A 19,944-nucleotide genomic window follows, 5' to 3' on the forward strand; every position below is an offset into this window, starting at 1 on the left:
GGGTATTGGGTAGCGCAGGAGTAGGGCGTCCTAACCCTTGTCGCCATGCACCAATATCCGGCCGTCATACCCACAGCTGATCCAGCCACCGGAGCGGGTGGGGAGCACATCGGTTGCAAAGTTGTCGTGTGAGCCGATGCTCACCCCTTGCCGTGAGGGCAGGTTCCAGCGCTTGACGAATCCGTCCTCGCCGCAGGTCAGCAGCATGTGTCGCGCCTCGAAGCGCACGCGTCGGACAGGCCCGTCATGAGCGGCAAGGCAATCCAGGAGCGCCAGCATCGGTTCGGTCGCTAGCAGGTGCACCGCGCCGTCGAGATCACCAACGGCCAAGGTGACGCTGCCATTGGCGTCGATCCAGCTCGCCAGCGTTCTCAGGGGGCGGCCCAGATCGAGCACTTGTACGCAGTCCCGCTCCTCGGGTTGCCACAGCCTGACGGTTCCATCCTCCGATGCGGTGGCGAAACCACCCTTGGCCGTAGGCGCGATCGCCCAGACCCAGCAGGCGTGGGCCTGACGTCTGTCCGTGGCACCTGTCGCCAGGTTCCAGACTGTCACGCGACCGTCAGCAGCCCCGGTTACGAAGCGGCCAGCGCCTAACTTTGCCGAGGACAGGACGGCCGAATCCGATGTGCCGACCAACCTTGACTTGCCGGTCGCCAAGGACCAATGCCGGACTGTTCGATCCCGCGAGTGAGAAACAAGCTCGCCAGGCGCCACGTCCACCAGACCCAGAATGGATTGTGTATGTCCGTCAAGCTGGCCCAGGCACCGGCCCTCGCGATCCCACAGCCGGATGGTTGCGTCACGCCCGGCGCTTGCCAAGCCCCTGTCGCCAAGGTCGGCAAGCGCCCATACGTAACCGCGGTGGCCCGGCTGGAAGGGGCCGTCGACGTGCAAGGATTGCTGTGGCTCGTACATCAGGTCACTGCGCATGACGTATTTTTGGCCAGCGTCCACTAAGGCGCCGGCGTGCCAGAGGGTGTGGTCGAATACGATCAGGCTGCCCTTTCGGGGGCGCAGCCTGAGCGTGGAATCCCGGTTCGACATGGCGGCGGACCGTCCCTCAAAGAACACGGTCTCTCCGCCGCTGAATGCATCGTCGTTAAGATAAATCATGAAAGTCAGGCGTGACTGTTGGTGCTGGCGATGGTGTACACCATCCTGATGGGCGCGGAACTGGGTGCCGGGCCGGTAGCGGCAGAAGCGCAGCCGCTCATTGATGCCGACCGGACGCCAGCCGTCCTCATCGATCACCGTCCCGAGCCTCGGCATCCGCAAGGCGCAGTGCTTCAAGCGTTCGAATAGCCGCCCGGCCAGAGCTGGGTCGTCTGCCACGATCCGGTCATTATCGCGGTAGGAGGACGGGTAGTCAGACCCTGCGCTGGCGAATCCGCACTGCTCCGTGGCTTCTATCAACGCTTCGCACTCGCTGGCTGAAAGAAACTCGTGCACCAGGACACACCGCACCTTGTCACCCAGCGGTAGCTCGACCGAGGCCGACGGAGCCGTGGCCCCCGCCACCAGTTTTTCAGCGAAGGAATTCATCGTGATCTCCAAAATTGGTCTGATAACCAATATTCGGAAAGCTAGGGTGTGGCAGGGTCAATGTCAATGCTAAGCTGGTCGCGCAACCAACATTGGAAAGGTGACATGGCACGGCGCTCGAACACTGATGAAAGACGCGGCCAGATCGTGGCGGCACTCCAGGCCGTCATGGCCAAGGCCGGCTACGCTGGCGCAACCGTAGCGGCCATCGCCCGGCATGCGGAGCTAGCGCCTGGCCTCGTGCACTACCACTTCAAGGACAAGCGCGAGATCTTGGTGGCACTGGTCGACTCACTGGCCGGCTACGCCCATCAGCGCTACGAGTCCCGGGCCGCTGAGGCCCAGACCGCCGAGCAAAGGCTTCAGGCCTACATTGCAGCACACCTTGCCTACGGTTCGGACGCACAGCCCGATGCGGTGGCGGCCTGGGTGATGATCGGCGAGCAGTCGGCCCACGACCCAGACGTGCGTGAGGTCTATCAGGCTGTGCTAGCGGCGCAGATGAAGCTTCTCAAGGGCCTGCTCCGGCAGCGGTTCGCTGAACGCGGACGCCGCGCCCGAGGGCTCGATGCGCTGGTGGCGGGCATTACCTGCTTTATCCAGGGGGCGTTCACGCTGTCCACCACGGCGCGGCCATTGCTGCCGACGGCCTTCGCCGCACCGACGTTGAGCGCCTGGGTCGAGCGTTACATTGATGGGGAGGAGGAGCGATGAGGGGAACACCTGAAGGGCGCAGCCTCTTCCCGGTCGGCGCGCACAGCGCCCCCGAGGTGCCTGAGGGTGTGGATTTTGCCGCCTGGGCGCGCGTCTGGGCGGAGCTTGGCGTCGGATGCCCGGCGCGAGCAACCTATGAAGAGCTCCTTCGACGCTACCGCGAGCCCCATCGGGCATATCACAACTGCCAGCATTTGCAGGAATGTCTCCAGGTGCGCCGGCTCATCAACGCTGCTTGCCACGCCCCCGCTGAAGTCGACCTCGCACTCTGGTTTCATGACGCCCTATACGACCCCCTTCGCAGCGACAACGAGCTGCGCAGTGCGCAATGGCTGGACGACGTGGCACGGGATAGCGGCCTGGGGGATGAAATCCGGCGCAGGCTTTACGGCCTGATCATGGTGACGCGACACGACGGCGCTCCAGCGTCGGCAGACGAGGCCGTGTTGGTGGACACGGATCTGGCGATTCTTGGGGCATCGGCCGCGCGGTTTGAGGAGTACGACCGCCAAGTCCGTCGCGAGTACCGATATGTACCTCTGTTTGTGTACCGCCGAAAGCGGCGCCAGGTCCTGGAGGGCTTCCTGGCACGCGGACGCATCTATACGACCGGCCCATTCTTCGATGCATTCGAACAGCAAGCGCGCGCTAATCTTGCACGCGCCATCAACCGCCTCGACTGAGGAGCGCTCCCAGGTTGCCTTGGTGAGCGGCGGCAATCGGCCACCAGCGGTCAATCCAAGAGTCTACGAAATTGGGGGCTATCCGGACGCACTGTCGAGGCGGCGGCGTCCGACGCATAAACATTCAGGGTTAACACCCCGCGAAATCACAATGACCTTCACAAGGAAAAATAAGCACAGCATGGAAGATATCTCTGATTTTACCGAGGCCGAATTCATTTCCTTCGTCAAAGACATCCGGGTCGTCAACAAGGGCGGGACGGCAGATGAGCTAGGTGAGTTGCTTGAAAGGTTCAGTAATCTCGCAGGCCATCCAGATGGCTACGACCTGATTTTCCACCCTGAGCCCGGTGCGGATCATTCCGCCGAGGGTGTTACTGAGACAGTGAAGCAGTGGCGCAAAGCCCAGGGACTGCCGGGATTCAAGAACGACTGATTGAGGCGCCAGTGATATCAATCTAAGGCTTGGCTCGATCCCACCGACAGGCTGCCAACCGGCTGATATTCGTTGCACTTGTCTGACCTTGGTCGATGTCGCCGTCGGCGTTCAGGTAGATATCGGTAGTGGGCCATTGCGGGCTGATGCTGATGCAATGATTACGCCTGGTGATTTTGCTCCACCACGAAAACTCCATAAAGAACTCCTCGTCCGGGAACAGTGCGCCATGATCGGTTGCGCCGCCTCCGGGAAGCATTCCTCCTTTATCAATCCGATCCTGGACATTCCAGATGTACCTGAGCGCGTCCTGGCCTGAGGGCGAGTAGTGGACATTCACCCTTGGCAACGCGAAGTCCCAATGAGTAGCCAGCCACAACAGTAGCGCTATCCAGAGCAACGTTACGTACCAGGGCCGGCGCGTGCCTGCGTGGCGGGGCAAGAATTTCATCTCCATCCCTTGGGCGTTTTTTTGGGGAGGGGGGGCGGGTTGAGAGTGGAGACGGTAGTGTCGCAGCCGGTCGTTGTCCACTTCCGGCTGCTGTGTGGCGTCTTGTGCTGACTGTCAGCACAAGACGCTTTGAGCCCGGTGCCGATGGTGACCGCGCTGACCTGCACTTTTTCAAAGGCCTTGTGACGCGGCCAGTGGCTTGAAACACTTAACAAAACACCGATCACCAGAGTAATCAGAGACCCAGAGCAGCTCATTCGGCCGACGCGACTGATGCTTTGCTGCCCAAGCGAATCAGTTCATTGGAGAAACACAGGCCGAGGATGATCAGTGCCGCTCCTGCATACAGGCTTTCACGGGGAACTTCATTGAGCGCCACAAACGCCAGCAGCGCGGCGAACAGCGGCTCGGTCAGCTCCAGGGCTTGCACTTGGGATGGCTTGAGATATTCGATGGCCTTGGTAGTGCAGAAGAAGCCCAGGATTGTCGGCAGCGTGGCCAGCGCCAGCAGGGCGGCGATCGCCAGCGGCGACAGCTCGCCCATTGTGAATCCATCGGCTGCCGCTGGCAGCAGCAGGTACAGGCCGCCGAAGAACAACAATTGGCGAGTGAAATGCAGTCCTCCCGACACCCCCATGCGCTTCATGGCAACCGAAAAGGCCCCATAGCCGCAGCCGGCCATGGCGGCAAGCGCCGCACCTTGCAGGGTAAAACCCTGCTGCAGGTCGCCGCCGAAGATCACTGAGATCCCGGCGATGGCCAGTGCGGCGCCAACGGTGGCGTTCGCGGTGATGGGATCCTTGAGGAAAATGCGCCCCAGAATGATCGAGGAAATGGAAGCGCTGGCCATCAGGACCACCACCACACCTGCTGCCGCGTAGTGTCGATAGGCGGAGGTTTCGAAGTGGAACAGCACAAAGATGCCAAGAAATGCGCAGATAGCTGCCTGGATCCATTGGCTCGATTTCTCCGGGCGCTTGAGGAAAAACAGCAAGATTGATAGCAGCACGCAACCCAGTAGGGTCTTGATGACAGCGACACTGCTCGCGGTGAAATCATTATTCATGAGGACTTTGCTGAGTACACCGATCGTTGCGTTCAGTGCCGCAGCGCACAGTGCAAATATGACGCCTTTGCTGAAAGTGGATGGCATCGATGACGATCCCTGTCGCTGAATGGTTGTTCGATAGAATGCCGCTCTACATCGGCGGCGCACAGTTTGAGTGGACGAAACTCCCGGCACTCCCGGTGGTGATGGGGGGGTAAGTGAGTTCGTCCGGCAGGACACTGCCGACCTTGAAGGGAGAGGTCAGCCGGCCTGACCCTTGGCCATGCAATGAGCGTTGACGAAGGTTGCAGTGTGCTGCAACGACTGACGTATATCCGGTTTGGCTATGCCATGCCTGCTAGCAAATTGCTCGACGGCCGCGGTATCAAAACGAGTGGTCTGGATGAAGTCCAAGGCTTCGGGTTGGGTATTCATGAATCGCGCGACGGGAGGAATGCTCAGTAGCCACTTCAGCAGTCGGAGCGAAACGTGATGCTTGGGAGACTTCAAGCCCAAAGGTTGTGCCACCTGCACCAACATTTCTCGCAAGTTGGGCGTTTGCGCATCCAGCGCCAGCAGTTCCTGGCCCGCCATGGCCGGATCAAAAGCACTCGCCGTCATCAGCTCCACCAGGTAGTCCACGGTGACCAGTGGCAGCCAGTGCCTGGCGGTACCGGGCACGGCCGTGAGCTTTCCCTGCACCAGGTTGCGTATCAGCGCCACCAGCGGCTGGCCGTCGAGGATATGCCCCGTGCGGCTGTGGCCACACACTGTCGCGGGGTGGACAACGGTCAACTCTCCGCCCTTGGCGGACATGGTCTCCAGGGTCACAAAATGCGCTTCCAGCTTGCTCGCCTCGTAACCACCGACATGCCGGTAAAGCGCAGGCCAATCGGTCCGCTGCGGATGGTGAGGATCGATGCCGATGCGTCGCAGGTGTTCATGATTTTGCAGCATGTAGCCGCCGATCATCACCAACCGGCTGTTTTGCTCAGCCGCCAGCAGCGCCACGCGCTTGGCTCCTTCCACGTTCACCGCACGAGACTGTTCCAAGGTAAGCCCCCAGGCGAAGTGGGCACCCAGGTGGAAGACGACTCTGGCGTGCCTCAACGCTTCTCGGTCGGCAGGACTCAGCCCGAGCTGATCCCGTTCCAGATCGCCGGCCACGGCCAATACCCGGGAGGCGCAGCCGCCCAAATGGTCGACTTGCTCCCGCAGTGCCGCGAGTCGCTCCGGGCGACGCATCAGCACCCGAACGGTGTGACCTTTTGCACTCAGGTGTGCCAGCAAATGTTGACCGATGAAGCCGGTACCCCCGGTGACAAAGCACTCCACGCTCATTTCCCTGTTCCTTGTTGAAGGTGAGAAACCAAGCGTAAACTATCGACCCAACTCTATGGTCAAGTGGTGTTTTCATGAAAATTGGTGAAATCGAGGCCCGCAGCGGCGCCAGCCGTCATACGCTGCGTTACTACGAGCAAATCGGCCTGATCTCATCGCAGCGGCGAACGAACAACTATCGTGTTTACAACGCACAAACTCTGCAGGATCTTGACTTCATCCAGCGCGCGCAAAGCATGGGGTTTTCCCTGGGGGAAATAGGCGAGATTCTCGATGCGCAGCGCAACAAGCTGATCGACTGCGCCGAGGGCGCCAAGCTCATTGAAAAAAAGATGGCAGAAATCAAACAGAAAATCGCCAACTTCCAAAGCATTTATCGGTATCTGGATGAAGAGCGTGCAAAGCTCGAAGCCAGTGCTGCCGAGCAACTAGCGCTGCAGCGGTTGAACGACGCTTCCAGCTGAGCGCTCAGCTATTTTTGGCGGCCAGTTGTCGCCATATCAGGGCTTTTGTTTGCGGTGTCTCCATTGGCGGCAAGGCGTCTCGCTTGCGCCGGGTCATGCGCAAATTCGAGATGGCGCGAGAGCATGTCATCTACAACGGCCCCCGACATCCCCCTTTGACTCTGTGCCTCAGGCATGCAAATGCTTTTTCAAGAACGACCGAGTTCGTTCGTGAGTCGGGTTTTGCAGGATTTCTTGTGGCGCGCCTTCTTCGACCACCACGCCACCGTCCATGAAGATGATCCGGTCCGCCACTTCGCCGGCAAAGCGCATTTCATGGGTGACGATCAACATGGTCATGTGTTCGGCGGCGAGTTGCTTCATGACCTGGTTGACCTCTTCCACCAGCTCGGGGTCCAGCGCCGAGGTGGCTTCATCGAACAGCATGACCTTGGGGCGCATCGCCAGGGCCCTGGCAATGGCCACGCGCTGTTTCTGCCCGCCGGACAGGCGAGAAGGGTACTCGTCGAACTTGTTGGCCAGGCCGACCTTCGACAGGTACTCCATGGCCAGCTCGTGAGCGGCTGGCCTGGTCAGCCCTTTGAGCTTGATCGGGCCGAGGGCGATGTTTTCATGCACGGTCAGGTGCGGGAACAGGTTGAAGTGCTGGAACACCATGCCCATCTGCTGGCGCACGCTATTGATGTGCTGTTCAAAGGCTCGACCTTTCAAGGCTCGGTTGACGTGTTCGCCTTCCAGCCAGATCTCCCCCTCGTTCAGCACTTCCAGGTGGTTGATCGAGCGCAGCAGGGTGCTTTTGCCCGAACCACTGGGGCCGATGATGGCGATGATCTGTCCGCGCGAGACAGACAGATCGATGCCTTTGAGCACTTCAAGTGCGCCATACGCCTTGCGCGCGCCCTTGACTTCAACCATGAGCTTTTCGGTGGTCATCGTGACATCTCTACCTTATTTTCAAGAAGGTGCAGGCCAGCTTCCAGGACAAGATTGACCGCGTAATAAATCACCGCGACGGCCAGATAGAACTCGAACGGGCTGTAGGTTTCGCTCACGGCGCGCTGGGCGCTGTAGACCAGTTCGGCGATGCCGATGATCGACACCAGGGAGGTGTCCTTGAGCAGGACGATCAGGTTGTTGCCCAGCGGGGCCAGGGTATTGCGTAGTGCCTGTGGCACCACCACGTAGCGTTGCGCCTGGCTGCGGCTCAGGCCAATGGAGCGCGCACCTTCAATCTGCCCGGGGTCGACCGACAGGACTCCGGCCCGAATCACGTCGGCGTTGTAGACCGCAAAATGCAGGCTCAGGCCGATGATGCCGGCCGCGAGGGCCGGGATATCGATCCCCACTTGCACCAGGCCGTAATAGATCAGGTACAGCTGAAGCAGCAGGGGGGTGCCCATCAGCAGCCAGGTCATGAAGCGTATGGGAAGGGATACCAGTTTGGGGGTGTAGAGCACGATAAGGGCGAAGGCTATGCCCGCTATCAGGCTCAATACGCTGGAGCAGAGGAACAGGACGATGGTCCACCAGAGTCCGGTTGCCAGCAGCTCGGAATAGGGGGTGAGGATACTGAGATCGAGGCTTTGCATTGACGCGTCTCACTTTGCCGCGAAGCGTTTATCGAGGTGGTCCACCATCAGCCTGACCGTGTAGACCATGGCGATGTACAAAATGGCCGACACCGTGAAGATCTCGAATGGCTTGTAGGTGGAGCTGATAAAGCGCTGCGCCGTGTAGGAGAGTTCCACCACCGAGATGGTCGACACCAGGGCCGAGCCCTTGATCAGCGCGACCGCATTGACCCCCAGTGGCCTGATCATCAGCTTGGCGGTTTGCGGCAGGGTGATCAGCCACAGGGTCTGGCCCTTGCCGAAACCGATTGAGCGGGCCGCTTCGACCTGGCCGGGATCGACGTTGCTGATGGCGCCGCGAATGGATTCAGCCATGTAGGCCGCGATGTTCAGGCCCAGGCCGATGACGCCAGCGGAAAACGGCTCCAGCTCAAGGCCGATCTGCGGGCCGCCAAAGTAGAGGAGGAAGAGTTGGACCAGGCAGGGCGTGCCGCGAAAAACGCTGATGTAGACCCTGGCCAGGCAGCGAAGCAGGAAAAAGCCGGACAGCCGGGCCGCCACCAGCACGATGGCGACCAGCAGGCCCAGCAGCAGTGCCAGTAGCGAAACGTGCACCGTGACCCAGGCCGCCTCCAGAAAAAACGGCAGGGTGCGCTGTATGAGTGTCAGATCCATGGGCAGGCTCGAAAAGGTCAGGTTGACCGGCCCGACCCCAGGTCGAGCCAGGCTGAAGATGAGTCAGCGAATGTCCTTGCCGATCCACTTCATCGAGATCTTTTCGTAGCTGCCATCGGCGAGCATGTCGTTCAGTGCCTGCTGCATCGCTGCCTTGAGCTCGGGGTTGTTCTTGCGCAGCGCAATGCCCATGCCTTCAACCCCACCGTCACTGTCGGGTGGCGTGATGATGCGCACTTTCTGCCCGGTTTCCTTGACGGCCACCAGTACCGGAACGCTGTCCATCACCAGCGCGTCGAGGCGCCCGGCTTCCAGGTCGACCAGCATCTCGGGAAGCCCTTTGTAGGTCTTGACCTTCAGGTTGCCGCGCGCCCTGGCCCATTTGTCGTGGGCATCGCCGAGGGTGACGCCCACCGTCACATCCTTCAGGTCAGCCAGGCTGTTGATCGGCGAGTCTTCCTTCACCACGATGGTGCGGCCGGCGTGGTAGTAGGGGCCGACGAAATCCACGGCCCTCAGGCGTTCAGGGGTGATGGTCATGGAGGCGATGATGGCGTCGTATTTCTTGGCCAGGAGCCCGGCAATGATCCCGTCGAAGGGCGTGGTGACAATGCTGACCTTCACCCCAAGCCGCTGGGCCAGGGCTTCGCTGATGGAGGCGTCGAAGCCGACGATCTGGTTCTGCTCGTTGGCAAAGCTGAAGGGCGAGTATTGCCCGCTCATGGCGATGCGGATCTCTCTGGATTCCCGGATCGATTGCAAGTCATCAGCCTGAGCGGCTGCGGGGCAGAGGAGCGCCGCGGCGGCGACGGTGGATGCGGCAAGCAGACCCTTGAGCGTTCTGGTTAGCATGGGATGGCACCTTTGAAGAATTATTATTTTTTGTTGTGGGCTCTTCACCCTGGCCTCGGGAAAAGCTTTGCACAGGTCATTGCGCAAAGCACCCGGCAAGGTGTCCGCGTGCCGGACACATTGCCGGAGTTGGCCGACACTATGTCGGCCAGCCCGGTTTGGGGCGCTGCGGCCTCGATCCTGATGCTCTAGCGCAGTGCCGCCTTGAAGCTTTCGTCCAGGACCTCAAGCAGGAAGTCGGCATTCTTCTGGCTGAAAATCATCGAGGGGCGCATTTTCAGTACGTTGTCGTAGGGGCCTTCGGTGCCGATCAGAATTCCGCGCTCCCGGGCACCATCGGCGACCTTCCTGGCCAGTTGCGTAGCGGGAGCCTTGCTCTTGCGATCGGTGACCAGTTCAATCCCGAGGAACAGCCCCAGGCCGCGTACGTCGCCAATGGCATCGTAGCGCTGCTGCAGCGTGCGAAAGCCATCGAGCAAGTAGTTGCCCACCGTCAGTGCGTTGAGTTTCAGGTTGTCGCGTTCAATCACATCGAGAACGCTGAGCCCCACGGCACAGGAAACCGGGTTGCCGGCGAAGGTGTTGAAGTATTCCATGCCATTGTTGAAGCTGTCGGCGATCTCGCGGGTGGTCACCACTGCCGACATCGGGTGCCCGTTGCCAATGGGTTTGCCCATGGACACCGCATCGGGCACCACGCCCTGGGTTTCAAAGGCCCACCAGTGGCTGCCCACTCGACCAAAGCCGACCTGGACTTCATCGGCCAGGCACAGGCCGCCCTCGGCACGCACCATTGCATAGACTTCCTGCAAGTAGTTTTCCGGGAAAAACAGTTGCCCGGCGACGCTGGGAATGGACTCCGCGAGAAAGAACGCCGGGGCCCGGCCCTGCTTGCGCATGCTATCGATCTGCTCGGCGACACTTTGCGCGAAACGCTTGCCCAGCTCCTCGACCGGCCAGTGATCCGCAGCGCGGTAGGCATCCGGCACGGCCGCCTCGAATACGTGTTCTGCACGGCCTTTGCCGGCCTTTCGCTTGTACTTGTAGGGGCTGAGGTCGATCAGCTCCTGGGTGGTGCCGTGGTAGGCCCAGTCCAGCACGATGGCATCGTTGCGCCCGGTGTGATTGCGCGCCATGCGCAGCATCAGGCTATTGGCTTCGCTGCCCGAACAGCCGAAGGAGGCCACCGCCAGGCCTTCGGGCAAGGTCGCGGTGAGCCGCTCGGCGTACTCCACGATGTTGTCGTGCAGGTAGCGGGTGTTGGTGTTCAGGCGTGAAGCCTGGCGCGCCAGGGCCTGCACCACGTCGGGATGGGAGTGGCCCAGGTGGCAGACGTTGTTGAAGCAGTCCAGGTAGGCCCGGCCAAAGTTGTCTATCAACCAGACCCCATCACCGCGTACGAACTTGATCGGGTCCGAGTAGGAAATCGACAAGTTGGGCAGCAGCAGTTGTTTACGCTTGGCCACGATCTCTGCTTTGCTTCTGCCTTCCTGGCTGTAGGTTTCCGCAGGGATTCCGGCCAGGGTCGATGCATCCGGGAACAGGTCGGCCCACACCTCAAGGTAGGCGCGCTCACCGACGCCGATGAACTCGCTCGCTTGCAACTGGGTGTCGGTGGACATCTGGAAATGCACATGGGGCAGCCAGCCGCCGTTTTCCGTGTCTGCGCCCATGTGGCCCACCAGGGCGCCCGCCTCAAGACGGTCCCCGGGCTTGAGGCGGGTCAGCGCTTCGTGGGCCATGTGCCCCCACAGGGTCAGGAACGGCGGGCAGCCCTCAGGCGAATGCTCAAGCATGATCAAGCCGCCATAGCCCAGCGGTTCACGCTCGACCTCGACGCTGCGCACTACGCCGGCAAGCGGTGTGTACAGCGGCGTTCCGGCCGGCATGATCAAGTCGACGCCCAGGTGAATGATCCGACGTTGCCCTGCAATGAAGCGCGATTCAAATGCCGCATCGGTGTAGATGGTCCGTTCTTCGCCCCAGGGGCCGATGCCCAGTGGCACTTGATGTTCAGCCGCAAAATCGTTCCACCATTTCGCCGCCTCTGCCGGACGCTGCTCGGCGGAGGCGACCGTCAGCACATGGGCGGCATCGGCGAACGGCACAATGGCCTTGTTCAGGGTCGCCGCCGCCGGATGCACGATGTCCGCGAAGGCGTGGCGGTTTTCATCCACCCAGCGGCGAACCGCCCCGGCACCTTCTATCGCGTCATAGCCGCAGGCCTTGCGCAGGATCGCCGTCGCCAGGCGCGGGTTCATGCGGTCCATTTTTTCCAGCAGGCGCCAGGCCGGGGCTTCGCTGATGGCCAGGTAAGGATTGTCCTGGGTCTGCTCGTGGCGCGAGGCCGACAAGGTGACGCTGATGACCAGGCGCATGGCGATCAGGTTGAACAGCACGTCCAGTTCTTGCGGCTGCAGCGGGTAGCGCTCGTGGAAGCCGGCGGTGAGCGCGGCGGCCGCGCCGATGGGGTCCTCCATGTCGAGAATGGAGTAGGCGCAGGTGATGGCGACTTCGGCAATCAGCACCGTATGCACGGCATCGCCAAAGTCGATGATGCCCGAGACCTGCTGATGAGTCTGCGGGTCGACGAGGATGTTCCAGTCATTGCCGTCATTGTGAATGACCTGCGTGCGCAACCGCGCAAGCCTGGGTTGCACGGTGTTTTCGAACGCGGAAATGAAGCGCTCCAGAATGGCTCGTCGGCCAGGGTCCTTGACGAAATGCAGGCGCGATCTGGAGCGCGCGGCGTGCCGCAGGTCCCAGTCCAGGTCGCGCACCGCACCGGGATGCATGAAGCCCTGCAACGCACGATCCATGTCGGCGAACGATTGGCCCAGGCTGCGCATGAGGGCGAAGGTGCGCTTGACCTCGGCCAGGGGAGTGCCGTGCAGCCAGCTCACCAGGCGCACCGCATGGGTTTCACCGGAGGGCGCCACGGCCGAGGCGAGGAAGCCACCGGCAAGGCTCTTCTTCAGCTGAGGCACGGCAAGCTCGGGGTTGTAGCTGGCGAGGTGGCTGAGGATGGCCGTCTGCAGCTCGCTTTCAGTACGCGGTTCACTCGAATTGACCACCTTCAGAATCCATCCCGCATCGCTTGCAGTGTTCAACCGGTAGTTGCAGTCGCGCTCGCCATCCAGGGGCGAGGCCGTGGCGACGACATTGAAAAGCTGCTCGGCCAGTTGTTCGGCATCGCGGGGCGAGAACTGCGGGGCGGGATGGGAAAGGTTGGTCATGGTAATGGTTTTCCAAGTTATTGTTTTCAGTTAGCTTGGCATGCGAAATCCTTGACGGCAGTAGGTATGCGGTCGGTGTTGGCCTGCATATTGTCGGAATCGACCGGCACAAATTCGGTAGTCAAAGTGAGGAGTCTTGATGCGCGACCTGGACGTGAAAGATCGCGAAATACTGGACATTCTGTCTAAAGAAGCGCGGATTGCCCTGAAGGCCCTGGCCGCGAGAATCGGACTGTCCAGAAGCGCCACCAGCGAGCGTGTCCTCAACCTTGAGCGCAATGGCGTGATCAGGGGCTACCGGGCGGATATTGGCGAAATCGACGCCAACGTGATTCGCGCCATGTTTCTGGTGTGCCTGAAACGCACGCCGGCCATCAGCCTGCTGGACATGCTGGCCCAGCACTCCCAGGTGCGACGCATCTCTTCGGTCAGTGGCCAGCTCGATCTGGTGATCGAGATCGAATCCCGCACCATTGATGACCTGAACCGAGTCCGGGATGCCGTAGCCAGTCATGAGTCCGTCGAGGACATCACCACGGCGGTGGTGCTTCGGCGCGACATCGACCGGCAGACTTCCTGATTCTGCGACACGAAGAGCGGGCGGGATGTGCCTGCGAGAAGTGCCGGGCGCACCCGCAAAAGCTCTGAAATGCTCGCTTGGCGCCCGTCCCCGGCAGCCGGATGTGGGAGGGCGGGCCCATTCCCTTGCGGCAATCGCCCGCTTCCCACCCTGTACAAGGTGCATCGCAAAACCATAAAATGAGAAGCATTATCATTAATGCGAATCTGCCATGCACAACCACAGCCTCTCTTCGCCCGTCGCCCAGTTGTATGCGAACCATCACGGCTGGCTGCGGGGCTGGCTGCACCGGCGCCTGGGGCACAGTGCCGATGCCGAGGACCTGGCCCATGACACCTTTATCCGGGTGCTGCGCTCCCAGGAGGATGTGCGTGAGTTGCGCCAGCCCATGGCCTTTCTGGCCACCATTGCCAACGGCCTGCTGATCAATCGCTGGCGCCGCCAGGCGATCGAACGGGCTTATCTGGAAGCCCTGGCGGCGCGGCCGGTGGGGGAGGAGCCTTCGCCGGAGGAGCGGCATCTGATGATCGAGACCCTGTTGCAGCTGGATTCGCTGCTGGTGGGGTTGTCGTCGCGGGTGCGGCAGATCTTCTTTCTGTCCCAGCTCGATGGCCTGACCTATCCGCAGATCGCCGCGCAGTTGGGCTTGACCGTGGCCCAGGTGCAGCGGGCCATGGGCAAGGCCTTCAGTGTCTGTTACGCGAGCCGTTTTGAATGAGTGGCGCTGCGGTCGATCCCCGAGTGCGGGATAACGCCATCGACTGGCTGGTGCGGATGCAGTCCGGGCTGATGAGCGCCGCGGACCATCAGGCCCTGCAGCAGTGGCGGCAAGCCAGCCTCGAGCATGAATACGCGTGGCAGCGGGTCAGCAGCCTGCCGCTGATGTTGCAGCCAGGGGCCAATCTGTTGGCCGATGCCACGGCGCGCCGGGCATTGCAAGCGGCGGGCGCCGATCCGCAGCGACGGCGACAGGTGCTCAAGTGCCTGCTGGCCCTGGGGCTGTTGGGGGGCATTTCCTGGCAGGGGGCGGATTCCACCCTGGTGCGCTCAGCCCTGGCCAGTTATCGCACCGGCGTCGGCGAGCGACGCCATTGGGCCCTGGCCGACGGTGGCTCGCTATGGCTGAACACCGCCAGTGCGGTGAACCTGGACCTGAGCGCCCGGCAGCGCAGCCTGCAATTGATCGAGGGCGAACTGGCCCTGGACACCCCGGCGGGCTCTGCATCCCTGCAACTGTCGACCCCGGATGCGGTGCTCTATAGCCGTGGTGCCAACCTGCTGGTGCGTCACGATCGCCTGGGCACCCAGGTGACGGTGTTGCGCGGGCTGGTGCAGGTGAGCGCACGGCAGCACCCAGCACCGCTGGCGTTGCAGGCCGGCTGGCAAACCCGAGTCGATGGCCGGGGAGCAGGGCGGCCAAGCCCCATCGATACGTTTCTGGCCCAGGCCTGGATGCGCGGCATCCTGCCCGCCGAGCGCATGCGCCTGGATCAGTTGCTGGCAGAGCTGTCGCGCTATCGCCCGGGCTTCTTGCGTTGCAGCGAAGCCGTGGCGGGCCTGCGCGTAACCGGCAGTTTTCAGTTGGACGACACCGATGCCGCCCTGGCCCTGGTAGCCAATACCTTGCCGGTGCGCATTGAGCGAAGAACCCGTTACTGGGTGACCGTGGTGCCGGCCTGAAACTTTTTTTTCACCGGCGCGATAGTTTTTTCGATCTGGCTTGGCCTTCAGGTATTACCCACCGGCACAGGTGGGTTTCGATCCCTAGGAGCCCTGCATGATTTTCCCTGCTCGTGTCTTGCGTACCCATACCTTCGGCCTGCTGTTGCTCGGTTTGCAGCCGCTCTGTAGTGAAGTGGTGTTGGCTGCCGGCGAGCGCCACTACAGCATCGGCGCCGGTCCCCTGGACCAGGTGCTGTCGCGCTTTGGCGCCGAGGCGGGCATCAGCATGGCCGGCAGTGCGCTGCTCACCGCAGGCAAGACCAGCCAGGGCCTGCAAGGGGATTTCAATACCGAGGCGGGCTTGAACCAGCTGCTGTCGGGCACCGGCCTGGGCTACGTGCGCCAGGCCGACGGCGGCTATGCCTTGCGCCTGCGCCTTGATGCTGTGTCGCTGCCGACCCAGAAGGTCAAGGGCGAAAATCCTGACGAGGAAGAGGTGTACCGGGCACCGCGTTCATCGGTGTACATCTCTGCCGACGACATGCAGCGCTTTGGCGTGGTGTCGGTGGGCGACATGCTCAAGGGCCAGCCCGGGGTCCAGGTCGGTGACAGCCGCAATGGCGGCGGCCTGGATGTGAACATCCGCGGCATCCAGGGCCAGAGCCGGGTGGCGGTGACGGTGGACGGTTCGCAGCAGGCGCTGGATGTCTATCGCGGTTATGCCGGGACTCAGCAACGCAGCTACATCGACCCGGACATGATCAGCGACATCGCCATCGACAAGGGCCCGAGCCTGACCTCCAGTGCCATAGGCGGCACGGTGAAGATGCGCACCCTCGGGGTCGGCGACATCCTCAAGGACGGTCAGAATATCGGCCTGCGGCTAAAGGGTGATGTCTGGAACAACGGTGTGGCCCCGGCCTCCCGCGATCCGCACTCCAAGACCCAGGATCTGTACTCCGAGCCGCATCAGAGCCGCGGCGGGCTGTTCGGCTCGGAGGCCGAGGCCGGCAGTGCCGCGTTCGCCTATTCCCATGAATTCTTCGATGTGGTGGCGGCCTACGCCCATCGCAACCAGGGCAACTATTTCGCCGGCAAGAAGGGCCAGGATCGCTACCGCACCTATGACCGTTACGGCGATGAAGAGACCAGCGTCGCCACCACCTACAACGCCGGGGAAGAAGTGCTGAACTCCTCGTCGAAGACCGAATCCTGGCTGCTCAAGACCACCCTGCGCCCGGCGGACGGCCACACCTTCGACCTGGGCTACCGGCGCTACGACGGACGCATCGGCGAGATCATGCCCTCGGACATCTTCCGTTTCGGCACTGGCGGCATCTACCAGTACCCCCTGGGCCACACCCAGATCGACACCTACACCGCGCGCTACAACTACCTGCCTGCAGGCAACCCGCTGGTGGACCTGAGCGCCGACCTGTGGATGACCGATGCGCAGACCAGCCAGTTGACCGCCGTCTCGGCGCCGGCATCCCAGGCCTACCGTTCGGACCGCAACTGGAGCCGCCAGGCCGATCGCCGGGTGGGCGGTGGCCTGGCCAATACCTCGCGTTTCGAGACCGGCTACGGCGACTTGAAGCTGGACCTGGGCAGCTCGTTCCAGCTGGAGGAACTGCGCCCGCAGAAAAGCGTGGCCACCACCCAGGACGATATCAACGCCAACCGCATGCTGCGCGAAGGTTCGCGGCAGGAGTTCAGTTTCAACGGCAAGCTGGAGTACAAGCCGGTGGACAGCCTCACCCTGTGGGGCGGCGGGCGCTACACCCACTATCGCAGCAAGGATCACGTGCCCACGGCCACGGCGCGTCGCGAGGAACGTGACCTGCGCTACCTACGGGTTTCCAACGGCGACAATTCCGGCAACATGATGTGGTTCCCCGACCAGAACGGCCAGTACACCGACGCCACCGACCCGCGCCTGAACAACGGCATCGTCTTTCAGAACACCAACTTCCCCTTCGAGGGCGTGCGCTACAACGACTTTGGCGCCACCGACTCCACGGTCTATCCGTCCGAGGTCGGCGAAGTGGTCACCGGCTACAACTACTCCGGCAAGAACAGCAACAGCGGTGGCGCCTTTGCCCCGGCCTTCGGTATCAATATCGAAGTGCTGCCGGACACCTTCGTATATGCCTCGTACACCCAGGGCTTTCGCATGCCGTCGCTGTTCGAAACCAGCCAGGGCGTGCAGCAGACGATGCCCGGCAAGGGCCTCAAGCCCGAGCGTTCGAGCAACTGGGAGATCGGCGCCAGCACCCTGCAAAAGGGCCTGTTGGTGGATGACGACTCGGCGGCGTTCAAGCTGGCCTACTTCAACAACACCATCAAGAACTACATCACCCGCTACTACGACCCGAGCCCGGGCCTGTGGGGCCTGATGCGCTTCAGCAACACCGACAGCTACAAAACCAGCGGTCTGGAGCTGCAGACCCGCTACGATGCCGGGCGGGCGTTTGCCGACCTGTCGTCCACCTACTACCTGAAGACCGAAACCTGCGACGCGGCTTTCGCGGCCACCCTGCGCGCCACCAGCAATCCCTACCAGAAAACCGCCGACACCCCGGACTGCACCCCGGGCAGCTTCATGGGCTCCTACACCAACACCCAGAACCCGCCACGCTTTGCCGGCAACCTGACCACTGGCCTGCGCTTCTTTGACCAGAGCCTGACCCTCGGTACGCGCATCACCTACACCTCCGGCCCCACGGTTACCGCCGATAAGCCCTGGCAGACCGGCGCCACCACGCCGCAGCTGAACTACCGCGAAGTGGCGCTGTTCGATCTGTTCCTCAACTACAAACTGAAGGAAGACGCCAGCCTCAACGTGTCGCTGCAGAACCTCACTGACCGCTACTACCTGGACCCGCTGGCACAGAGCTTCATGCCGGCACCGGGGCGCACGCTGCGGGTGGGGATGCAGGCGAAGTTCTAGGATGCGGGCGGCCTTCTCCGGACCAGGCAGCAAGGTGCGGCCTTGCTGCGCCGGCCTTTTACTGCGGCGGGTCGACGCAGTAGAGTAGGCCGCTTTCGCCCCCATTGGCCGGCACTCGCCCCTGACCTGAGCGGTATTGCCAAAGGGATCTGGCCCTCGCTGCGTTACAGATAAGGATATCCAATGAAGACCCTGGTAAAGCGTCTCCGCCCCCTGGCTGTTCTGGTTTCAGTCACGCTCTTGAGTGCCTGTGCCCCGCTGGGCAGTTCCGACCTCAATGGCAGCGCCACGCAGAACCCGACCAACCAGCTCCTGGAAACCATCGATGGCGCGACCCGGGACGGTATGTCCGTGGTGCTGGTGCCGGCGCTCATGCCCAACAAGAGCGTGACCGACCTCTCCAGCTATTCCCATCGCGTGATCTTCAGCAACAAGGACCAGCCGGGCCAGGGCTACATGCAGTCCTTCGCCAATAACGACCTGGAGAAAATCAAGGAAACCGTATTTCTCTGGGACTTCCTTGAAGTGCACATCGTCCCGCCGGGAACCTACCTGATGTCCGGCGGCATTGATTACAGGATCGACAGCAGCCTGGTCCAGGTAGGCGCTGCGAAGGGCCAGCCGACCAGCAGTGCCCGTGGTTCGGTGGACATGTCTGCGGTGCTGTATCGCCAGTTCGTCAAGGAACAATACTGGCGCGACGCTTCCTACGCGGATACCACCCACACCCAGAATGTCTGCAGTACCGTGCATGTCGCCTCCGGCCAGTGCGTGGCCTGGCAAGAGCAGCAATACAACACGCGCCGGCAGGTGTCGGAAGGCGGTTGGACCGAAGGTACCAAGATCCGTGATGTCCAGTCCGTCAAGTTGAAGGCACAGATCCCCGACGCCTACGCGCCCCTGGCCTTCAGTATCCAGCCCGGCCAGATACTGCTTAGCGACCGCTTCCACCTGAAAACCCCGGCCGTGAGCTACGACAAGAAGACTTGCAAGGCTTTCGACCCGCAGAACATCAAATGCGCACTGCGGGATATCCAGGTCTACGTGAGGCCGGCCCCCGTGGAACTGGTCAAGAAGTTCAGCGACAAGGAGCTGGCGAATGTCAACGACACAGGCCGCCGGGTGCTGGCGCGTATCGAACCGATGAAAACCCGCCTGCAAGGGGACACCGGCATGGAAGACCTGGTGTGGGGCATCCCGGTTTCCCTGAAGAAGACCGCCAGGTAAGGGAGGCTGGCCGAACCGGCTGATTTACAGCCACTTGGGTTTGAGCTGCTGCTCGAGGTTTTTCTGCACCCTGGCCAGCAGGCTGCCAACCCCGTCAGGGCGCTCTCGGGCAGCTCGGCCAGTGAATTGACCCGGGATCGCGAGCCCAGCATCAGGTAGCCGGGCAGGGCGGACGACAGGTGATGATTGAGCACCCAATGGTCGGTTTGCAGAATGATGAACTCGGGGGCTATGCCCACCTGCTGAGCGGTGTTCAAGGCATGGGCTCCTGTTCGGGAAGGTCGCTCTTGTATTCGCCCCACTGCATGTACGCGTAGTACCGGGTCATTGCTTCGAAGTGGCTGGGGGCTTCCACTTCCCACACAAGCCGGGCGTCGGGGTGAAGCAGTTTGCGTGCGGTGTTTCCCTGTGGGCCGCTCAGACAGAAGGTCTGGCAGTCATCCGGTTCCATCCAGAGTTGGTAGTTCATCTCTTGCGCTTCTGAGTGTGGGGGAGGCTATCGTCGTTGT

19 protein-coding genes and 1 pseudogene are annotated in these 19,944 nt (G+C 61.9%); 9 read left to right on the forward strand and 11 right to left on the reverse strand.

Annotated features, from left to right (window positions below):
* Positions 1-30: 30 nt before the first annotated feature.
* Positions 31-1,545 (reverse strand): 2OG-Fe(II) oxygenase, encoded by a 1,515-nt coding sequence (locus tag PFLCHA0_RS12070; RefSeq protein ID WP_015635126.1) that lies wholly within the window; start codon positions 1,543-1,545, stop codon positions 31-33.
* 105 nt (positions 1,546-1,650) lie between these two features.
* On the opposite strand from PFLCHA0_RS12070, the gene PFLCHA0_RS12075 reads away from it, so the two are divergent.
* The 3 genes from PFLCHA0_RS12075 to PFLCHA0_RS12085 all read left to right on the forward strand — a co-directional run bounded on the left by PFLCHA0_RS12075 (position 1,651) and on the right by PFLCHA0_RS12085 (position 3,378).
* Positions 1,651-2,259: a TetR/AcrR family transcriptional regulator gene (locus tag PFLCHA0_RS12075; RefSeq protein WP_041752159.1), complete on the forward strand. Its 609-nt coding sequence runs from the start codon at positions 1,651-1,653 to the stop codon at positions 2,257-2,259.
* The gene (locus tag PFLCHA0_RS12080; RefSeq protein WP_015635128.1) at positions 2,256-2,942 is read left to right on the forward strand and encodes an HD domain-containing protein; all 687 of its coding nucleotides are present in this window, start codon (positions 2,256-2,258) and stop codon (positions 2,940-2,942) included. Before PFLCHA0_RS12075 ends, PFLCHA0_RS12080 begins: the two co-directional genes overlap by 4 nt.
* Positions 2,943-3,123: 181 nt before the next feature.
* Positions 3,124-3,378: a bacteriocin immunity protein gene (locus tag PFLCHA0_RS12085; protein WP_041117385.1), complete on the forward strand. Its 255-nt coding sequence runs from the start codon at positions 3,124-3,126 to the stop codon at positions 3,376-3,378.
* A gap of 22 nt (positions 3,379-3,400) precedes the next feature.
* Here the strand turns inward: PFLCHA0_RS12085 and PFLCHA0_RS12090 are convergent, their stop codons facing one another.
* The 3 genes from PFLCHA0_RS12090 to PFLCHA0_RS12100 all read right to left on the reverse strand — a co-directional run bounded on the left by PFLCHA0_RS12090 (position 3,401) and on the right by PFLCHA0_RS12100 (position 6,218).
* Positions 3,401-3,829 (reverse strand): hypothetical protein, encoded by a 429-nt coding sequence (locus tag PFLCHA0_RS12090; protein WP_080644476.1) that lies wholly within the window; start codon positions 3,827-3,829, stop codon positions 3,401-3,403.
* A 253-nt stretch (positions 3,830-4,082) separates the two neighbouring features.
* Positions 4,083-4,982: a DMT family transporter gene (locus PFLCHA0_RS12095; protein ID WP_015635129.1), complete on the reverse strand. Its 900-nt coding sequence runs from the start codon at positions 4,980-4,982 to the stop codon at positions 4,083-4,085.
* A 156-nt stretch (positions 4,983-5,138) separates the two neighbouring features.
* Entirely contained in the window at positions 5,139-6,218 is a 1,080-nt protein-coding gene (locus tag PFLCHA0_RS12100) for an SDR family oxidoreductase (protein ID WP_015635130.1), read from the reverse strand.
* Positions 6,219-6,292: 74 nt separating this feature from the next.
* Between PFLCHA0_RS12100 and PFLCHA0_RS12105 the strand changes: the two genes are divergently transcribed.
* Positions 6,293-6,682 carry a MerR family transcriptional regulator gene (locus PFLCHA0_RS12105; protein ID WP_015635131.1) on the forward strand — a complete coding sequence of 130 codons (390 nt, stop codon included), beginning with the start codon at positions 6,293-6,295 and terminating at the stop codon, positions 6,680-6,682.
* A gap of 168 nt (positions 6,683-6,850) precedes the next feature.
* Here the strand turns inward: PFLCHA0_RS12105 and PFLCHA0_RS12110 are convergent, their stop codons facing one another.
* The 5 genes from PFLCHA0_RS12110 to PFLCHA0_RS12135 all read right to left on the reverse strand — a co-directional run bounded on the left by PFLCHA0_RS12110 (position 6,851) and on the right by PFLCHA0_RS12135 (position 13,016).
* Positions 6,851-7,615, reverse strand: coding sequence for an amino acid ABC transporter ATP-binding protein (locus tag PFLCHA0_RS12110; RefSeq protein ID WP_015635132.1), 765 nt, complete (start codon positions 7,613-7,615; stop codon positions 6,851-6,853).
* Positions 7,612-8,271, reverse strand: coding sequence for an amino acid ABC transporter permease (locus tag PFLCHA0_RS12115; protein WP_015635133.1), 660 nt, complete (start codon positions 8,269-8,271; stop codon positions 7,612-7,614). The genes PFLCHA0_RS12110 and PFLCHA0_RS12115 overlap by 4 nt, the downstream gene beginning before the upstream one ends.
* Positions 8,272-8,280: 9 nt before the next feature.
* The gene (locus tag PFLCHA0_RS12120) at positions 8,281-8,928 is read right to left on the reverse strand and encodes an amino acid ABC transporter permease (RefSeq protein ID WP_015635134.1); all 648 of its coding nucleotides are present in this window, start codon (positions 8,926-8,928) and stop codon (positions 8,281-8,283) included.
* A 63-nt stretch (positions 8,929-8,991) separates the two neighbouring features.
* Positions 8,992-9,780 carry an ABC transporter substrate-binding protein gene (locus PFLCHA0_RS12125; protein ID WP_011060660.1) on the reverse strand — a complete coding sequence of 263 codons (789 nt, stop codon included), beginning with the start codon at positions 9,778-9,780 and terminating at the stop codon, positions 8,992-8,994.
* Between the two features lie 188 nt (positions 9,781-9,968).
* Entirely contained in the window at positions 9,969-13,016 is a 3,048-nt protein-coding gene (locus PFLCHA0_RS12135; RefSeq protein WP_015635135.1) for an aminotransferase class III-fold pyridoxal phosphate-dependent enzyme, read from the reverse strand.
* Between the two features lie 139 nt (positions 13,017-13,155).
* On the opposite strand from PFLCHA0_RS12135, the gene PFLCHA0_RS12140 reads away from it, so the two are divergent.
* The 5 genes from PFLCHA0_RS12140 (at position 13,156) to PFLCHA0_RS12160 (ending at position 19,435) form a co-directional block, all read left to right on the forward strand.
* Positions 13,156-13,596, forward strand: coding sequence for an Lrp/AsnC family transcriptional regulator (locus PFLCHA0_RS12140; RefSeq protein ID WP_011060662.1), 441 nt, complete (start codon positions 13,156-13,158; stop codon positions 13,594-13,596).
* Positions 13,597-13,807: 211 nt separating this feature from the next.
* Positions 13,808-14,314 (forward strand): sigma-70 family RNA polymerase sigma factor, encoded by a 507-nt coding sequence (locus tag PFLCHA0_RS12145; protein WP_011060663.1) that lies wholly within the window; start codon positions 13,808-13,810, stop codon positions 14,312-14,314.
* The gene (locus PFLCHA0_RS12150) at positions 14,311-15,276 is read left to right on the forward strand and encodes a FecR domain-containing protein (RefSeq protein ID WP_015635136.1); all 966 of its coding nucleotides are present in this window, start codon (positions 14,311-14,313) and stop codon (positions 15,274-15,276) included. Before PFLCHA0_RS12145 ends, PFLCHA0_RS12150 begins: the two co-directional genes overlap by 4 nt.
* 97 nt (positions 15,277-15,373) lie before the next feature.
* The gene (locus PFLCHA0_RS12155; protein ID WP_015635137.1) at positions 15,374-18,208 is read left to right on the forward strand and encodes a TonB-dependent receptor; all 2,835 of its coding nucleotides are present in this window, start codon (positions 15,374-15,376) and stop codon (positions 18,206-18,208) included.
* A gap of 183 nt (positions 18,209-18,391) precedes the next feature.
* The gene (locus PFLCHA0_RS12160) at positions 18,392-19,435 is read left to right on the forward strand and encodes a hypothetical protein (protein ID WP_015635138.1); all 1,044 of its coding nucleotides are present in this window, start codon (positions 18,392-18,394) and stop codon (positions 19,433-19,435) included.
* Positions 19,436-19,462: 27 nt separating this feature from the next.
* On the opposite strand, the pseudogene PFLCHA0_RS31950 reads toward PFLCHA0_RS12160, so the two are convergent.
* Positions 19,463-19,674, reverse strand: a pseudogene (locus tag PFLCHA0_RS31950) (HIT domain-containing protein); the annotation flags it as partial.
* Between the two features lie 14 nt (positions 19,675-19,688).
* Complete coding sequence (locus PFLCHA0_RS12165) at positions 19,689-19,904, reverse strand: hypothetical protein (RefSeq protein WP_019095014.1); 216 nt, start codon at positions 19,902-19,904, stop codon at positions 19,689-19,691.
* Positions 19,905-19,944: the final 40 nt, after the last annotated feature.

It is taken from the genome of Pseudomonas protegens CHA0, from assembly GCF_000397205.1.
GTDB classification, from domain to species: domain Bacteria; phylum Pseudomonadota; class Gammaproteobacteria; order Pseudomonadales; family Pseudomonadaceae; genus Aquipseudomonas; species Aquipseudomonas protegens.

Coding starts and splice junctions, on each gene's coding strand:
- PFLCHA0_RS12070 (WP_015635126.1), bottom strand. CDS start 1,545: ATGAATTCCTTCGCTGAAAAACTGGTGGCGGGGGCCACGGCTCCGTCG.
- PFLCHA0_RS12075 (WP_041752159.1), top strand. CDS start 1,651: ATGGCACGGCGCTCGAACACTGATGAAAGACGCGGCCAGATCGTGGCG.
- PFLCHA0_RS12080 (WP_015635128.1), top strand. CDS start 2,256: ATGAGGGGAACACCTGAAGGGCGCAGCCTCTTCCCGGTCGGCGCGCAC.
- PFLCHA0_RS12085 (WP_041117385.1), top strand. CDS start 3,124: ATGGAAGATATCTCTGATTTTACCGAGGCCGAATTCATTTCCTTCGTC.
- PFLCHA0_RS12090 (WP_080644476.1), bottom strand. CDS start 3,829: ATGAAATTCTTGCCCCGCCACGCAGGCACGCGCCGGCCCTGGTACGTA.
- PFLCHA0_RS12095 (WP_015635129.1), bottom strand. CDS start 4,982: ATGCCATCCACTTTCAGCAAAGGCGTCATATTTGCACTGTGCGCTGCG.
- PFLCHA0_RS12100 (WP_015635130.1), bottom strand. CDS start 6,218: ATGAGCGTGGAGTGCTTTGTCACCGGGGGTACCGGCTTCATCGGTCAA.
- PFLCHA0_RS12105 (WP_015635131.1), top strand. CDS start 6,293: ATGAAAATTGGTGAAATCGAGGCCCGCAGCGGCGCCAGCCGTCATACG.
- PFLCHA0_RS12110 (WP_015635132.1), bottom strand. CDS start 7,615: ATGACCACCGAAAAGCTCATGGTTGAAGTCAAGGGCGCGCGCAAGGCG.
- PFLCHA0_RS12115 (WP_015635133.1), bottom strand. CDS start 8,271: ATGCAAAGCCTCGATCTCAGTATCCTCACCCCCTATTCCGAGCTGCTG.
- PFLCHA0_RS12120 (WP_015635134.1), bottom strand. CDS start 8,928: ATGGATCTGACACTCATACAGCGCACCCTGCCGTTTTTTCTGGAGGCG.
- PFLCHA0_RS12125 (WP_011060660.1), bottom strand. CDS start 9,780: ATGCTAACCAGAACGCTCAAGGGTCTGCTTGCCGCATCCACCGTCGCC.
- PFLCHA0_RS12135 (WP_015635135.1), bottom strand. CDS start 13,016: ATGACCAACCTTTCCCATCCCGCCCCGCAGTTCTCGCCCCGCGATGCC.
- PFLCHA0_RS12140 (WP_011060662.1), top strand. CDS start 13,156: ATGCGCGACCTGGACGTGAAAGATCGCGAAATACTGGACATTCTGTCT.
- PFLCHA0_RS12145 (WP_011060663.1), top strand. CDS start 13,808: ATGCACAACCACAGCCTCTCTTCGCCCGTCGCCCAGTTGTATGCGAAC.
- PFLCHA0_RS12150 (WP_015635136.1), top strand. CDS start 14,311: ATGAGTGGCGCTGCGGTCGATCCCCGAGTGCGGGATAACGCCATCGAC.
- PFLCHA0_RS12155 (WP_015635137.1), top strand. CDS start 15,374: ATGATTTTCCCTGCTCGTGTCTTGCGTACCCATACCTTCGGCCTGCTG.
- PFLCHA0_RS12160 (WP_015635138.1), top strand. CDS start 18,392: ATGAAGACCCTGGTAAAGCGTCTCCGCCCCCTGGCTGTTCTGGTTTCA.
- PFLCHA0_RS12165 (WP_019095014.1), bottom strand. CDS start 19,904: ATGAACTACCAACTCTGGATGGAACCGGATGACTGCCAGACCTTCTGT.